The sequence below is a fragment of the Acinetobacter baylyi DSM 14961 = CIP 107474 genome, from assembly GCF_000368685.1.
Taxonomy (GTDB): Bacteria; Pseudomonadota; Gammaproteobacteria; order Pseudomonadales; family Moraxellaceae; genus Acinetobacter; species Acinetobacter baylyi.
In genome coordinates this window covers 182,869-198,628 of sequence record NZ_KB849623.1, presented here as the reverse complement: position 1 = coordinate 198,628, position 15,760 = coordinate 182,869, and the positions used below count along the sequence as shown (strand labels likewise).

Below are 15,760 nucleotides of genomic sequence, written 5' to 3'. Positions count from 1 at the left end.
CCGCAGGTGGTTTTTTATTGCTTTTCTATTATAAGAAACCAGGATGACCTTTAGCAGGATCACTGTCACGGGCTGCTTGAGCATCTGCAACCGTCATGCCGAGTGCCTGAGCAACACCTTCTCCATAGGCAGGATCACAGGCGTAGCAATTACGGATGTGGCGATATTTAATGAAGTCGAGCGCATCACCCATCGCACGTGCCGTATTACCAAATAATGCCTGTTTTTGCTCATCATTCATCAAATTAAACAAAGCACGGGGCTGGCTAAAATAGTCGCTGTCATCTTGACGGAAATCCCAGAAATCTGCATCGCCCGTAATTTTTAAAGGCGGTTCACGAAACTCAGGCTGTTCTTGCCATTGATGGAAACTGTTCGGTTCGTAGTGTGGTAAACCACCATAGTTACCATCCATACGGCCTTGTCCGTCACGGCGGTTACTATGCACTGGACAACGCGGCGCATTTACTGGAATTTGAGTGTGATTTACACCAACACGATAGCGGTGTGCATCGGCATAGTTCACCAAACGTGCTTGTAACATGCGGTCTGGAGAGTAGCTAATCCCTGGAACTAGATTACTTGGTGCAAATGTCGCTTGCTCAACATCCTGAAAATAATTTTCAGCATTACGATTTAGTTCAAATTCACCGACTTCGATCAGTGGGTAATCCCCATGCGGCCAGACTTTAGTGAGGTCAAATGGATGATAGGGTACTTTTTCCGCATCAGTTTCTGGCATGATTTGAACGAACATGGTCCATTTTGGATAGTTACCTTGTTCAATCGCATTGAACAAATCGCTTTGGCTACTTTCACGGTCTTTGGCAACAATCGCTTCAGCTTCAGCATCAGTTAAATTCTTAATACCTTGCTGGGTGCGGAAATGGAATTTTACCCAAAAGCGCTCATTGCTGGCATTGATGAAGCTATAAGTATGGCTACCAAAACCATGCATATGGCGATATCCATCTGGAATACCACGATCTGACATCACAATTGTGACCTGATGCAGTGCTTCAGGCAGTAGCGTCCAGAAATCCCAGTTATAGGTGGCACTACGTAAATTAGTTTTTGGGTCGCGTTTTACTGCTTTGTTAAGATCTGGGAACTTACGTGGATCACGCATAAAGAACACAGGCGTATTGTTTCCCACCATGTCCCAGTTACCTTCTTCGGTATAAAACTTGAGGGCAAAACCGCGAATATCACGTTCTGCATCGGCAGCACCACGTTCACCTGCGACCGTTGAAAAGCGGGCAAACATTTCAGTTTTTTTCCCAATTTCACTGAATATTTTGGCACGGGAATACTGTGTAATATCGTGGGTTACCGTAAAAGTACCAAATGCTCCTGACCCTTTGGCATGCATACGACGTTCTGGAATAACTTCACGTGCAAAATTAGCCATTTTCTCATTGAGCCAGAGATCTTGGGTCAGAAGTGGACCACGTGCACCTGCCGTCATACTGTTCTGATTGTCTACAACAGGCGCGCCTGCATCAGTCGTAAGGTGGGTGACTGGACACTTTAACTTATCGTCACTCATTAGAATTCTCCGTCAAGTGTTTTAGTAGTGAAAATTTTAATAATGTCATGGATATAGCAACATTATATAACTAGCATTCCTATCCTCGAATAACATTGCATTTTTTGTAAAAAGTACTCAAAACATGCATTTTTCAAGGTTAAGTTATTCAATTTTAGAATCAACGTGTGACAGTGCTATGCACACTTCAATCTATGTCACAAGGTTATTCTGTAGATGTTAGTGAATGATGCAGCATGGTTTACTTTTATTACCATAAAGGGTCTGTTATAAAATAGCAAAACGATTAAAATAATTTAATTAAGAGATAAAAACGATTATAAGGAATTTTATATTTATTTTTCAGCATAGTAGATGAATCATGTAAAGACAACGTTTGAATTAAGATCAATGAATTTGGTCGATCATATTTTTAATTTTGAGAAAATTAGTACTACTGATATACATAATAATTGCTAATGGCTTGATATTTAAAGATTAAATGATAAGAAAATCATATGTTTGGAAAATAAAGATCATCATGACCTATGTGCCCAAAATTCTGGTATATCTAGAAAACCATCTAGAAATAAAATAAACCATGGATAAGTCGCATGATGACAAGGATACCCGATCAGTCTGATAACCAATTTAATGAATTATGTAACTACAATTTATATCAAAGCGATGTGCCTTTACAGGAAATTCTGAAACGTTATGGACATCACGAGCAGAAACAGCTTACAACGTTTGGCGAAATACTTGGTCATCAACGTAGTTATATGCTGGCAGATCAAGCCAATCGACATTTACCACAATTGCATGGTTTTGATGCGCGTGGCCGACGAATCGATGAAGTTGAGTTTCATCCCGCCTGGCATCAATGGATGCGACAAAATCGTGAATATGCATTACATGCACATCCATTTATTACAAGCGCTGCTCAAACGGGTTGGGTGGAGTGGGCTGCGCGTTTTTATTTGAGTGGCCAGGTTGAAAGTGGCAGTTTGTGTCCGAGCGCAATGACATTAGGAAGTATTCCCTTGATTCAACGCGAATCTAAATTATGGCAAACCTTAGGTAAAAAACTGCTTTCTTGTGACTATGATGAACGAGATATACTCATCTCCCAGAAATCATCAATCTGGGTTGGAATGGGAATGACCGAAAAGCAGGGTGGCTCGGATGTGCGTGCCAATCAAACATTCGCCAAGCCCGTTGGTATTTCAGGTCGTGGAGAGGAATATTTATTGACGGGGCATAAATGGTTTTTTTCTGCACCCATGTCGGATGCGCATTTGGTGGTCGCACAAACTTCACAAGAGGAACTCGCCTGTTTTTTTGTGCCGCGTTGGTTATCAAATGGGAGTAAAAACCATATTGAGATTCAGCAGCTCAAAAATAAGGTGGGCAATAAAAGTAATTCCAGTAGTGAAGTCGAATTTCGCGATGCATTGGGCATTATGATTGGAGAGGAAGGGCGAGGTATTCCCACGATTATCGAGATGGCAACCTATACCCGTTTAACATGTTCGGTTGGAAGTACAGCGATACTTCGTCAGGCTTTGGTACAATGTATCGCTTACACACGTCAGCGTCGTGCATTTGGTCGAGTTCTTGCAGATCAACCGCTTATGCAGGCAGTTCTGACCGATATGGCACTGGAAACTGAAGCAGCGCTACACTTGAGCATGCATTTGGCAGCATGCTACCAACGTGATGATGACATCTCACAGGCATGGGTACGGTTATTGACGCCAGCAGCCAAGTTCTGGATCTGTAAGCGTGCTGTTGAGTTGACTGGCGAAGCTATGGAGGTGTTTGGTGGCAACGGTTATGTCGAGACAGGCATAATGTCTCGGCTGTTTAAAGAAGCACCTGTTAATTCAATTTGGGAAGGCTCAGGAAATATTATGTGTCTGGATGTGCTTAGGGCAATACAGCGTCATCCTGAATCTATTCAGGTTTTATTCGATTCATTTGGCGATGTAACTGCGCAAGAGTCTTGCTTGTATCAGGACCTTCAGGCGTTGAAAGATGAGTTGCAATATTCTAGTGAGCAATTGCAGTTTAGCGCCCGTCACTTTGTTAGCCGTTTGGTGCTGCTGACACAAGCCGTATTGATGAGGCGCTACGCTCCCCATTGGGTATCCGATGCATTTATCCAGTCTCGTTATGGTACTTGGCATGGACGAGTGACTGGAATATTACCCGTTATGCCAGATTCCAAACTAATTTTGGAGCGTGCATATCCAGAATAAAATTTTCAATTAAAAAAGGGCAAATGATTTGCCCTTTTCTGATGAAGCCTAATTTAAACTGATACCAATCTGTTAGATTTGACCATGTCGCCAAGCCCGTGATTTTTAAAATAATACTCGATCCAGCTTTTGACCATCAGTGGATTATTCATTTTAACCACTTCACTGAGTAGCTTTTCTGCATCGCTCATGGCGACGTGACAGATGGCTTTACGCACCCGCAAAATATTACTTGAACTCATCGAAAGCGTGTTGAATCCCATCGCCATCAGTAAAATTGCTGAAAGCGGATCGCCTGCCATTTCTCCACAAATACTGACGGGTTTTTCATACTTATGACAGTCTTTGACCAAGCGTTGCAAGGCACGTAATACAGAAGGATGAAAATGAGAGTAGACACTTGAAACACGTGGATTGTTACGGTCTACCGCCAGAAGATACTGAATCAAATCGTTAGAACCCACAGAGAAGAAATCGACCAGTTCAGAAAATTCATCAATCTGCAAAAGTACACTTGGGACTTCGACCATGATACCAATTTTCGGTTTGGTAATTTTGACCTGTTCTTCCTCTTGTACGGCATTCCAGTCACGTTCTACCAGATACAAAACCTCTTCAACTTCACTAACACTGGTTACCATTGGCAGCAAAATATGCAAATTATTCAGGCCAATACTGGCTTTGAGCATGGCACGAACTTGGGTCGAGAAAATCTCTGGATGATCCAGCGTAAAACGCAGGCCACGCCAGCCCAATGCCGAGTTTTCTTCCTCAATACTAAAATAAGGCAGATCTTTATCGGCACCAATATCGAGGGTACGCATGGTGACAGGTTTGTTGGCAAAGTGACTCAGTTGCTGGCGATACATGGCACGCTGTTCCTCTTCGCCAGGAAAGCGGTCGCGTAACATAAACGGGATTTCACTACGATATAAACCGACACCTTTAGCACCGCGCTGTACACCACGCACCACATCAATCATCAAGCCTGTATTGACATATAAGCGTACTGCAACACCATCAGGCGTAATGGCATCACGGGTTTCATACTGTTTTAAATCCTTCGCGATTTGTTCTTCTTCTTTCTGGATTTCTTTATAACGCTGACGCATGCGACGTGGTGGATTGATAAAGATGCGTCCTTGATAAGCATCGACAATCATCTCTGCATCATCAAGCGTATTAATGGGCAACTCAGTTACCCCAACCACTGTGGGAATACCCAAAGCTCGCGCCACAATCACCATATGTGAATTGGCAGCACCTTCTGTGGTCACAATTGCGGCAATATTATCAACAGGCAATTCAACCAGTGCCGCCGTACTGATTTCTTCTCCAATAATAATACTGTCTGGACTAATTTCACGATGACTGGAATCGGCTTCCTGGAGTGAGGCTAAAATGCGGCGCCCCAAATCTTTTAAATCTGAAACACGTTCACGTAAATAGTCATCTTCCATTTGGGCAAAGAGGGTAATGTGCTTGTCGATCACCCGACGTACGGCACCTTGTGCCCAATTACCTGCACGAATTAATTCCTTGATTTCCGCAGGGAGCGCATTTTCATCCAGCATGCGTAAGAACACACTAAATAATGCACGCTCTTCAGACATCAATGAGTCTTGCATTTTTTCATCAAGCTGCTGAATTTCTGTTCGAACTGAGCTGACCGCCTGATCCAGTAGTTGTAATTCATCACTGATATCTTCAGCCTCACGATCTGGAACCGATGCCAGATCTGCAGGAGGATACAGTACAATTGCGCGTCCTAATGCAATACCACCTGAACCAGGTACACCCTGGAAGGTTTTATAAGTTGCACCATTGCTTGGCTTACGGAAAACATCGATATTGCCTACCGCATGTGCATGGGCAATAACACCTGAAAGCTGTGCGCACAAGGTCACCAAAAAGGATTCGGCTGCCTCACTAAAGTCTTGTGGCTGTTTGTTTTGCACCACCAATACGCCCATGACCTTACGGCGATACATAACAGGAACACCGAGAAAAGAATTGTAAATTTCTTCTCCAGTTTCGGGTAAATAAGCAAAGCGCTCGTGCTTGGAGGCATTCTCCAAGTTGACGATTTCTTCACGCTGTCCGACCAACCCGACTAAACCTTCGCTGAGCTGTAACGAGACGTGACCGACAGACTCAGGATTGAGTCCTTTTGACGCCATCAGTAAATAGCGCTGGTTCCGTTCATCAAGCAAATAAATCGAACATACATCCACTTTCATCGCGTCGGCCACTTGATTGACCATAATATCGAGCGAATCATGCAAACTTACGGACGAATTGATCTCCTGAACAATACGTCTCAAAGTGTCAAGTTGCATGTTTGACATGGATGCATACTCCAAAATTTTTAATTTTTCATAGTGATGTTATAACAGCACTCGACCGAAAAATCATTTGCTAGAGAGATGATTTTTCGAACGTTTGTTGTTGTGGCAAGAGCATACACAGCTCCATCATGGCTTTACGGTATACATCTCGCTTAAAATTGACGACTTGGCCTAATGGATACCAATAACTGACCCACTGCCATTCGTCAAATTCGGGCGGGTCGGATAGGTTTAATTGAATATGCCGTGTCGATGCGGTGAGCTTCAATAAAAACCATTTTTGTTTCTGTCCAATACATACCGGGTCAGAATCTGGCCGGATGTACCGATGTGGCAAACGATAACGCAGCCATCCTTTGGTCTGCGCAATAATCTGGACGTGTTCTGGCAATAAGCCGACTTCTTCTCTCAGTTCACGATAAAGTGCCTGCTCGGGGGTTTCTCCAAAATGGATTCCTCCTTGTGGAAATTGCCAAGCATTGTGACCAATGCGTTTTGCCCATAAAACTTGTCCGTTATCATTTGCCAAAATGATCCCGACGTTGGGTCGGAAACCTTCTGAGTCGATCATTTGGCTACCTAAAATTTATCAATATCGTTGACTTTGAAATCGGGGGCGGTCACTCTTAAATGCCCAGCTCGAAAAGATCAAAGTAAAATGCATTAAAATTGCTATGATCTTAACGAATTTCTATCGACTAGCGGAGATAGATTTACATTTTTTTTCTTAAATTTCAGTTTTAACGAGAATTTTCATGAAATTGGCTTTGTTTGATCTCGACCACACTCTACTTAATACAGATTCTGACCATTCATGGGGAGAATTTCTGGTCAATGAGGGATTGGTCGATCCTGTACATCATCGCCAGATGAACGATAAGTTTTATGAAGATTACAAAGCGGGTCAGCTTGATCCGATTGCTTACAATGAATTTGTATTTGAGTTTTTAACGCAAAATACGCCTGAGGTGTTAACTGACCTACATGCGCTATTTATGCAAAAAGTGATTCGTCCACAAATGCGACCAAAAGGCTTTGATGGCATTAAAAAGCATCAGAATTTGGGACATGACATTGTCGGGATTACCGCCACCAGCGATTTTATTACTGCACCTATTTTTCGTGCATTCGGAATTACTGAAATTATTGCGACCAATGCCGAAGTACAAGATGGGAAATATACAGGTAAAGTCGCAGGCTTACCATGCTACCAAAAAGGTAAATTGGCTCGTTTAGATCAGTGGCTGGCAGGGCGTAGTGTAGAAGAATCTTGGGCATATTCAGATTCGATTAATGATCGCTTTTTACTGGAATACGCAACCCATGCCATCGCAGTCAATCCAGATGATCGTCTGGAAAAATTGGCTATTGATCAGGGCTGGACAATAGAAGATTGGTCGATTTGATATTACTTAAAGCCAGCCAATGCGTGATTGAATTTTATTTCCATTTGCTCAGTCAAGGTCCGAATTAAAAGCTGTGCAATACGTGATAACTGGCGCCGCGAACCACTACAGAGCGCCAGCGTTAATGGCTGTATGGTCTTGTCTTCTAATGGAATAAAAATTAACTCTTGTTTTTCTACTGCACTATAAACATCCAGATAACTCAATAACGCGATGCCCATATTTTTCTTGAGCATGGACTGTATAAGGCGAATGTCATTGGAAAGCGTAATCTGGGCTGGGTTGGCGTGATATTTTTTATACATTGCCATTACTCTATCGTGAATAACCAACGGTTGATCGGGGACAATATGTCGGGTATCTAGGGTTTGAGATAACGTGAGATGAGTGTGCTGTGCCAAAGGGTGATCGGGACACATCACAAAACCTATCGGAATTTCGACAAAAGACATGACATCTAGTTGGGCGCTGACAACTGGATCAAGAATGAGGCCAACATCAATCTCATTAGTGATGATTTTGTTAATCAGGACATCACTATCATCGGTCAGAATGTTGAGCGTAATCCATGGAAACTCACTCTGTAATGTCGCCAGTACATCCACCACAAACCCGTCGCTTAATGCGGCAATTAATCCAAGTTCAATAGCGCCACGTTTCAATCCTTGTATTTCATCAAAACGCATACAGGTTTGTTTATATTCTTTTTGCCAACGCAGCACATCTGAATACAGCATTTCTCCTGCCAAGGTGAGCTTTAAGCCATTTGGCAGCCGTTCAAACAATGCAATATCTAGCTCCTCTTCAGCTAAAGCGATTTGTCGGTGCACCGCCGAGACTGAAATATGTAATTGGTCAGCAGCCTTTCGGAGGTTTCCAGTTTTGGCGACTGTCATAAAATAATCGGAAAAGCGAGAAAAGGGGATACTCATTATGGTGTTCTAAAAATCAGAATGATTACTTCAAATCATTATAATAGACAGAACAATGGATTTCTATCAGAGTAGCACTTACTGCACGACTAAACAGTGATATATCTTAGGCTTCTGGTGAGCCGACACTGGATAGCGTGTTTTCTTGATGTCGGTGTTGTTAGATAAGAGTAACTGCCATGAATGCAATCCCAGTAGTAAATTTGGTGAATAAACCTTGCTATAGCCAATTTGAAGATCAGGATTGGGAGATACTTTCCCAGCACTGGTATCCTGTGGCCAGAATTGAAGAGGTTTCGATGCAACCACAACAAGTCACTTTGCTTGATGTGAAAATGGCATTATACAAAACAGCGTCGGGCGATATTCATCTGGTGCGTGATATTTGTCCTCATCGAGGTGTACCACTGACTAAAGGATGGGTAGAGGGCGAAGAAATCGTTTGCCCTTATCATGGCTTACGCTATAACGCGGAAGGGAAATGTACCAAAATCCCAGCACAGCCTGAGCTTACCAAGATTTCTGATCGGTTCAGCCTTACCAAATTTCCAGTCATTCAAAAATATGGCTTAATCTGGACCAGTATCCAAAATCGTAATGTAGCATCGGCTAACTTGCCTGAACTCGATACATGGGATATGCCAGAACATCAGGCAATTCTGCCGCCATTTGTGGACATTGCAGGTTCAAGTGGTCGTCAACTTGAAGGATTCATTGATGTCGCGCATTTCGCATGGGTACATCATGAGGCATTTGCCAGTCGGGAGAATCCTGTAGTACCGAAGTATTCAACAGTTAAAACAGATTATGGATTGCGCACTGAATACATGAGTGATGTGAGTAATTATCCTCATGAATTACAGCACTTAGCACCTAAAGATTTTTTATGGAAACGTACCTTTGATGTCTATCCACCATTTTCGGCAGTATTAACGGTCGATTTTCCAAATGATGGTGTCCTCAAAATTTTAAATGCATGTTGTCCTATTTCACCTAATAAAACGCGATTATTTGTGCCTCTGACACGTAATTTTGATACGACTGGTGACTTGCAGGCTGTATATGATTTTAATGCCCAGATTTTTGCAGAAGATCAAGAAATGGTAGAGGCTCAAAAACCTGAAGAATTGCCACTAGATTTAACAATGGAAGCACATTTTGAAGCTGATCGTTCATCAACTATGTATCGACGAATATTGGCAGATTTAGGATTGAGTAAACGTTATATCGTTTAAATAAGTCTGGTTAAAAATCTTAATTTTAATAGGGTGGTAAGCATTTTAATACTGACCACCTGACCTTATTTATTCTTATAACGCATCGCATTGTTGCTATCTTGAGTTATTTGATACGCTCCCAAAAGGTCACTTCAGATAGGCTATGCTGAAACTTATGTTGTGTTTCACGGATCACAAATGGCACTTCTTTGGGCGCAGTAATCAATCTAAAATGTTGATCTAAAATAGCGTGCAGACCATCTAAGGTGGTAAAGCTTTCTCCATCTTTTTTGAAGCCACCAATCCATTCTTCACGCGGTGTATGCTCTTCTAGCCAAGTATAAGGTGACGCAATCATAAGAACGCCACCAAGATTCAGGCGTTGATGGATCTGACTTAAGAACTGACTTGGACGATATAACCGATCAATGAGATTGGCTGCAAATATCAGATCATAACCCGTAAAATTCGATTTGAGGTTACAGGCATCGCCCTGATAGAAATCGACCTTATCTTTTATCTGCTCTAGTCCGAGTTGATGCAGCGAACAGGCTTTGTACTGAACCAGTTCACCTTCAGCGGCAAGGGTATAACGTAATGTTTCACCTTTGGTCAGTTGAACCCCGTGCTGGATAAAACGTGCTGAAAAATCAATGCCTGTTACATGCTCAAAGGCGCGAGCCAATTCAAATGTCGCGCGTCCGACCGCACAGCCAATATCTAACGCTTTGACTTTAGGACGGTCAATCATAGTTTCAATGGCAAGTTCGGCCAGTGCTTTGGAAAAATTGGGGACACCAAAATATTCACTTCCAAAATGAAATTCGGCATACTGAGATAAAAATTGATCTGTTTCATAATGTGAATCAGGAATACTCACCGCTTGCTCCGAGGCGACATAACGAAAGCCCGCATGTTGGAAAAAATGACGTCGAAATGCGTACCGCGAAGCGTATAAGCTTTCATTGCCACAGGAAATCCATGAACCGCCTTTGATCAGATTATGGCGTTCATCAAAAGTGGGGGTAGTGAAATCATCATAAATTGGATGAGCTTCGAAATCGTTATATGGATAAATGGGTGTTTCTGACCATTGCCATACATTTCCACGCACATCAAAAAAATCACCGTGCTGAAATGTATTTACAGGGCAGGATGATGCTGCGTAATCCAGATGGATGTTAGCATCGGCAGGTTGTTCCCCAACTTCTTGTAAACTGGCAACATCGTAAAGTCGATACCATTCATCTTCTGTGGGCAAACGAATATTCTGGTTTAATTGTTGGGATTTCCATTGGCAAAACGCCTTGGCTTCGTGGTAATTCACCTCAACTGGCCAGTCCCAGCGCATAGGCACTTCTTCGGTCATCAGTCGCAAATACCATCCATCAGGTTTTTTTAGCCAGAATGTAGGATATTCAGCCTCACTAAAGTTGAGCCAACCTTGACCTTCTTCTCCCCAGTATGCACTATTCAGATATCCACCAGCCTCTACAAAACCAAGAAACTCATGATTGCTGACGATGTATTTTGAGGCAGTAAATGCTGTGATTTCTGCCTGGTGATGACCAAATTCATTATCCCAACCGTAATACGCATTGTCTTTTTGCTGATTATGCGTGACTTTGCCTGCTGCTACATCAATCAGTTCATTTTGCGGTACAACACCTGTGATCGGACTAGGTTGCCATGCCTGATGGGATTTGACCAGATCAAGACGCTGCTGACGGATTAAAACTGATGAGGTTTCCAGATGAATGCGTTCATGTTCGATGCCCATCATAATCGCCCACCATGGATGCTCCCAGTTGACTGGTGAGCTAAGCGGCGCAGTATCAATCACATCAAGGACCACTTTTTTGACTTTATCCCGATAAGCCTTCACTTGTTGAGGTGATGGCCAATCATAGTGTTTGTCATCAAGATCATCCCAACTCATCTCGTCTACACCTACAGCAAATAGGGCTTCATAACGAGGATTCAGTCGCTCTGTGATCAAATGTGTAAGTAGGAGTTTATTGATAAAAAAGGTGGCAGTATGGCCATAGTAAAAAATTAGCGGATGCCGAAGAGCAATCGGTTTTTCATAAAAAGCATCTTCACAGGCAAGACATTCAAATAGAGACTCATAAGTCTCAAAGGTATTCATAAAATATTCCCGAATGCTTTCTCTGAGCGCCTGAGTATCTTTCTGAGTCAGATCAGGAGTTCTTAACATCTGAGGGCGTAAAGCAGGAGAAGACACCTTGTTTTTTATAGTATGACTTGAATTGTTGGAATAACATGACGCCGTAGATAAATGGGGGGAGACTTCTCTTAGCATTCTTCAACTCCGTTCGGAATATTATTGTCAAAATACCGTGATAGGTTGGGAAGTTATAATTTTAAGCCGATTCACGGTTGGGTATATTCAACACGTTACTCCATTCTAATTTGAATTTTATTATATTTCGGTAAAGTCATTGATGAAATTGGTGTTGATTTAAAGTGATTCAGTGAGCGTTGAATCCTGTGCATACGCGATTAGTGCTTTTGCTGCTTTAGACTGAATACGGGCGGGATGCCATACAATGCCAAGCTGACGATTCAGATCAACTTCAAGCTGTAACTGGGTTAAATCCTGATTAAGTAAAGTTTTGGGCAAAACCGACCAGCCCAATCCAATAGAAACCAGCATGCGGATAGATTCGAGTGGATTATTGCTCATGGTGATTTTGGGTTTTAAACCATGTTTTTCAAAGGCCTGTAAGGTAATTTGACTGGTATAGGTCTGTGAGGATGGTAAGAGGCTTGGATATTCAAGTAAGTCTTGTAATTCAATATTTTGTTTATGCGCTAGAGGATGAAAAGGCGCCACCACAAAAACCAAAGGATCGTTCCAGATCGTGAGATACTTTAGGCGTTCATCACCCTGAGGTGGCAGTGTCAAAAAAGCCAGTTCCAGATCGCCTGCAAACACCTGTTCATGTGCTTGTTCTGAATCGACAAAATGCACATCTAGTGTCACATCAGGAAATTGTTGTACATAGTTACGTAAAGGTTTGGGTAAATGATGCAAGCCAATGTGATGGCTGGTTCCGATCTTAAGACGTCCTTGTACCTGATCATGTTCATGACTTAAGGTATGGTGAATTTCGCCCAGTTCATTAAGCCAGTTTTTGACTTTGGGAAGTAATGAGTGCGCCGCATGAGTGGCCTGAATACCACGACCTGCCGATTCAAATAGCTTAACCCCAAAATAATCTTCAAGACTATGAATACGTTTGGTAACCGCGGGTTGCGTAATAAAAAGTTGATCTGCTGCCAAGGAAATTGAGCCTGTTTCCATCACTTTGATAAAGGCTTCAAACGCAGCAAGATTCATAATTTAAATCCAATTTCTCAATGTAAAATAAGCGGGTATGAAGGCAAACCAGCTTTTTACATTGTAGTAGTCAAATCAGATCAAGTGCAAACAATTAATGGGCTGTATTGGATTCTGCTGCATGTATTTTATCTTTAACCGCCCAGACTTTTTCATGAAAAAAGAAGGCAACTGCCTGTACAGTCGGTTCAAGCATACTTAAGGTGATGGCAATCCACAGATTACCAGTGACGACATAAGCGACTAACATTGCGACGGTAATGTGCATGATGTAATAGCTTAAAGTCTTTTTTAAGGTACGCCGATTTTTTGAAATAAAATGCATGATATGTGTTGTCATGTCTCTGCCCTCATCATTGTTCATCTGGATTTGTATAGCTTGAGTTTATGCAATGACACTGATAATGGGAAATGGAATGTTTAAATGAGAATTATTATTAAATCCGATACTACTTTAAAATAGTTTAGAAACGGAGACAAATCCAAATAAATTATTCCATAAAGTTTTTTAATTAATAAAAATGATAAATTAGATTTATGTGAAACTGTGCTTATAATAATAAAAATACAGAATACGATACCCAGTCCAATGGAGCATGACGACATGGCAGGCACGACCCAAGGCGCTAAAACCTTGTACGACAAATTATGGGATGACCATTTGGTTTCACAACGAGACGATGGTTCATGCTTGATTTATATTGACCGTCATTTATTGCATGAAGTGACCAGTCCACAAGCTTTTGAAGGTTTACAGCTTGCAGGTCGTCAGCCTTGGCGTCTAAATGCCAATATCGCGACACCAGATCACAATGTTCCAACCTCTAAAAAAGAGCGTGAGCAAGGAATTGCGGGTATTGAAGATGATACCTCACGTATTCAGGTTCAGACGCTAGATGATAACTGTAAGACATTTAATATCGTTGAGTTTGGTATCAATGATATTCGTCAAGGCATTGTGCATGTTGTCGGGCCAGAGCAGGGTTTAACCTTACCAGGCATGACCGTTGTCTGTGGCGATTCGCATACAGCGACGCATGGTGCTTTTGGTTGTTTGGCGCACGGTATTGGTACATCTGAAGTGGAACATGTGTTAGCAACACAATGTTTGATTCAGAAAAAATCTAAAAACATGTTGATTCGTGTAGATGGCCAGTTAGGCAAAGGTGTGACACCCAAAGACGTGGTATTGGCGATCATTGGTAAAATTGGCACTGCAGGCGGAACAGGCTATGCCATCGAATTTGGTGGACAGGTCTTCCGTGACATGTCGATTGAAGGCCGCATGACTGTATGTAACATGGCGATTGAAGCAGGCGCACGTGTGGGTATGGTGGCTGTAGATGATAAAACCATTGAATATGTACAATCTCGTCATTACGCACCAAAGGGCGAACAATGGGATCAGGCAGTAGCCTACTGGAATACCTTGCATTCAGATGATGATGCGGTATTTGATGAAGTTGTTGTATTAAATGGTGCAGAGATTGAACCACAGGTATCTTGGGGAACATCTCCTGAAATGGTGATTCCAGTATCTCAAGCTGTTCCAACTTTAGAACAGGCAAAAGACGACGTACAACGCAATGACTGGACACGTGCATACCAATATATGGGCCTAACAGCAGGTCAGGCGTTGGCTGATATTCAGCTAGATCGTGTATTTATTGGTTCGTGCACCAACTCACGTATCGAAGATATTCGTGCAGCGGCAGAGGTCGTGAAAGGTCGTAAAGTTGCTTCGAGCATTAAGCAAGCGATGATTGTTCCTGGTTCTGGTTTGGTCAAGCAGCAAGCAGAGCAAGAAGGTTTGGATCAGGTGTTCCTTGAAGCTGGTTTTGAATGGCGTGAACCAGGTTGTTCGATGTGTTTGGCGATGAACTCTGACAAATTACAGCCAGGTGAACACTGTGCTTCGACCTCAAATCGTAATTTTGAAGGACGTCAGGGCAATGGCGGACGCACCCATTTGGTAAGTCCAGCAATGGCAGCAGCAGCAGCAATTGCAGGTCACTTCGTCGATGTTAGAAGTTTCTAATGAGCATGACTTTGTATCTGGGAACAAAAAATTATTCTTCATGGTCTTTGAGACCTTGGCTTGCCGCAAGAAAAGCAGCTATTAAATTTGATGAAATAATTATTGATTTTGATCAACCAGATACGAAGTCTCGTATTTTAGAGGTAAGTCCTTCTGGTAAAGTTCCTGTGTTGATTCATAAGGAATTGAAAATTTGGGACTCTCTTGCTATTTGTGAATATTTTGCTGAAATCGAGCCACAATTATGGCCTGAACAGTCTGATTTAAGAGCTATAGCGCGCTCCGTTAGCGCTGAAATGCATAGTGGTTTTATGGCTATACGGAATGAAATGGGTATGAATGTCAAAGCTAAACATAGAAAGGTGACTTTGACTAATCAAGCTCAAGAGGAGCTACTGCGTATTGATCAGATTTGGACAGGCTTACGACAACAGTATCATGCACAAGGTAATTGGTTATTTGGCAAATTTAGTATTGCAGATGCCATGTTTGCTCCAGTTGTAATTCGATTAAAAGCCTACACAGTTAAAACATCTCCTACGATGCAGGCTTATGTGGAAACATTTTATAATGATTCTGCTTTTTTAGAATGGATTAACGATGCTGAACAAGACACTTTAATTGTGCCTCGTTTAGAGTGTGGTCAAGTTTAGGCATAAAGAGTTT

At 42.2% G+C, this 15,760-nt stretch carries 12 protein-coding genes; 5 read left to right on the top strand and 7 right to left on the bottom strand.

All coding sequences use genetic code 11. The features are described 5' to 3' along the window. Nucleotides 1-28: 28 nt before the first annotated feature. On the bottom strand, nucleotides 29-1,549 hold the full coding sequence (locus F952_RS00945) for a catalase (protein ID WP_004920274.1): 1,521 nt from the start codon (nucleotides 1,547-1,549) through the stop codon (nucleotides 29-31). 593 nt (nucleotides 1,550-2,142) lie between these two features. Here F952_RS00945 and F952_RS00940 point away from each other — a divergent pair. Next, nucleotides 2,143-3,789, top strand: a complete 1,647-nt coding sequence (locus tag F952_RS00940) for an acyl-CoA dehydrogenase family protein (RefSeq protein WP_004920271.1) — start codon at nucleotides 2,143-2,145, stop codon at nucleotides 3,787-3,789. A gap of 53 nt (nucleotides 3,790-3,842) precedes the next feature. Here F952_RS00940 and ptsP read toward each other — a convergent pair whose 3' ends face one another. Then, nucleotides 3,843-6,137, bottom strand: coding sequence for a phosphoenolpyruvate--protein phosphotransferase (ptsP, locus tag F952_RS00935; RefSeq protein ID WP_004920268.1), 2,295 nt, complete (start codon nucleotides 6,135-6,137; stop codon nucleotides 3,843-3,845). Between the two features lie 70 nt (nucleotides 6,138-6,207). Then, nucleotides 6,208-6,708 (bottom strand): RNA pyrophosphohydrolase, encoded by a 501-nt coding sequence (locus F952_RS00930; RefSeq protein ID WP_004920265.1) that lies wholly within the window; start codon nucleotides 6,706-6,708, stop codon nucleotides 6,208-6,210. 184 nt (nucleotides 6,709-6,892) lie between these two features. Between F952_RS00930 and F952_RS00925 the strand changes: the two genes are divergently transcribed. Further along, entirely contained in the window at nucleotides 6,893-7,543 is a 651-nt protein-coding gene (locus F952_RS00925; RefSeq protein WP_004920263.1) for an HAD family hydrolase, read from the top strand. 2 nt (nucleotides 7,544-7,545) lie between these two features. On the opposite strand, the gene F952_RS00920 is transcribed toward F952_RS00925, so the two are convergent. After that, complete coding sequence (locus F952_RS00920; protein WP_004920260.1) at nucleotides 7,546-8,475, bottom strand: LysR family transcriptional regulator; 930 nt, start codon at nucleotides 8,473-8,475, stop codon at nucleotides 7,546-7,548. 179 nt (nucleotides 8,476-8,654) lie between these two features. Between F952_RS00920 and F952_RS00915 the strand changes: the two genes are divergently transcribed. Then, a complete protein-coding gene (locus tag F952_RS00915) occupies nucleotides 8,655-9,710 on the top strand; it encodes an aromatic ring-hydroxylating oxygenase subunit alpha (RefSeq protein WP_004920257.1) in 1,056 nt (351 codons plus the stop codon). A gap of 106 nt (nucleotides 9,711-9,816) precedes the next feature. Here F952_RS00915 and ovoA read toward each other — a convergent pair whose 3' ends face one another. The 3 genes from ovoA to F952_RS00900 all read right to left on the bottom strand — a co-directional run bounded on the left by ovoA (nucleotide 9,817) and on the right by F952_RS00900 (nucleotide 13,396). After that, a complete protein-coding gene (ovoA, locus tag F952_RS00910; RefSeq protein WP_227499426.1) occupies nucleotides 9,817-11,910 on the bottom strand; it encodes a 5-histidylcysteine sulfoxide synthase in 2,094 nt (697 codons plus the stop codon). A gap of 264 nt (nucleotides 11,911-12,174) precedes the next feature. Further along, nucleotides 12,175-13,056 carry a LysR family transcriptional regulator gene (locus F952_RS00905; RefSeq protein ID WP_004920249.1) on the bottom strand — a complete coding sequence of 294 codons (882 nt, stop codon included), beginning with the start codon at nucleotides 13,054-13,056 and terminating at the stop codon, nucleotides 12,175-12,177. Nucleotides 13,057-13,150: 94 nt separating this feature from the next. Next, on the bottom strand, nucleotides 13,151-13,396 hold the full coding sequence (locus tag F952_RS00900; protein ID WP_004920245.1) for a DUF2061 domain-containing protein: 246 nt from the start codon (nucleotides 13,394-13,396) through the stop codon (nucleotides 13,151-13,153). A 264-nt stretch (nucleotides 13,397-13,660) separates the two neighbouring features. Here F952_RS00900 and leuC point away from each other — a divergent pair, with 264 nt between their 5' ends. Together leuC and F952_RS00890 are read left to right on the top strand one after the other, a co-directional pair. Next, nucleotides 13,661-15,094 carry a 3-isopropylmalate dehydratase large subunit gene (leuC, locus tag F952_RS00895; RefSeq protein ID WP_004920241.1) on the top strand — a complete coding sequence of 478 codons (1,434 nt, stop codon included), beginning with the start codon at nucleotides 13,661-13,663 and terminating at the stop codon, nucleotides 15,092-15,094. Beyond that, entirely contained in the window at nucleotides 15,094-15,747 is a 654-nt protein-coding gene (locus F952_RS00890) for a glutathione S-transferase family protein (RefSeq protein ID WP_004920236.1), read from the top strand. The genes leuC and F952_RS00890 overlap by 1 nt, the downstream gene beginning before the upstream one ends. The last annotated feature ends 13 nt before the right edge of the window (nucleotides 15,748-15,760 follow it).

Excerpts from the sequence above, each read along its gene's own strand:
- F952_RS00945 (WP_004920274.1), bottom strand. The coding sequence starts at position 1,549 with ATGAGTGACGATAAGTTAAAGTGTCCAGTCACCCACCTTACGACTGAT.
- F952_RS00940 (WP_004920271.1), top strand. The coding sequence starts at position 2,143 with ATGATGACAAGGATACCCGATCAGTCTGATAACCAATTTAATGAATTA.
- ptsP (WP_004920268.1), bottom strand. The coding sequence starts at position 6,137 with ATGTCAAACATGCAACTTGACACTTTGAGACGTATTGTTCAGGAGATC.
- F952_RS00930 (WP_004920265.1), bottom strand. The coding sequence starts at position 6,708 with ATGATCGACTCAGAAGGTTTCCGACCCAACGTCGGGATCATTTTGGCA.
- F952_RS00925 (WP_004920263.1), top strand. The coding sequence starts at position 6,893 with ATGAAATTGGCTTTGTTTGATCTCGACCACACTCTACTTAATACAGAT.
- F952_RS00920 (WP_004920260.1), bottom strand. The coding sequence starts at position 8,475 with ATGAGTATCCCCTTTTCTCGCTTTTCCGATTATTTTATGACAGTCGCC.
- F952_RS00915 (WP_004920257.1), top strand. The coding sequence starts at position 8,655 with ATGAATGCAATCCCAGTAGTAAATTTGGTGAATAAACCTTGCTATAGC.
- ovoA (WP_227499426.1), bottom strand. The coding sequence starts at position 11,910 with ATGTTAAGAACTCCTGATCTGACTCAGAAAGATACTCAGGCGCTCAGA.
- F952_RS00905 (WP_004920249.1), bottom strand. The coding sequence starts at position 13,056 with ATGAATCTTGCTGCGTTTGAAGCCTTTATCAAAGTGATGGAAACAGGC.
- F952_RS00900 (WP_004920245.1), bottom strand. The coding sequence starts at position 13,396 with ATGACAACACATATCATGCATTTTATTTCAAAAAATCGGCGTACCTTA.
- leuC (WP_004920241.1), top strand. The coding sequence starts at position 13,661 with ATGGCAGGCACGACCCAAGGCGCTAAAACCTTGTACGACAAATTATGG.
- F952_RS00890 (WP_004920236.1), top strand. The coding sequence starts at position 15,094 with ATGAGCATGACTTTGTATCTGGGAACAAAAAATTATTCTTCATGGTCT.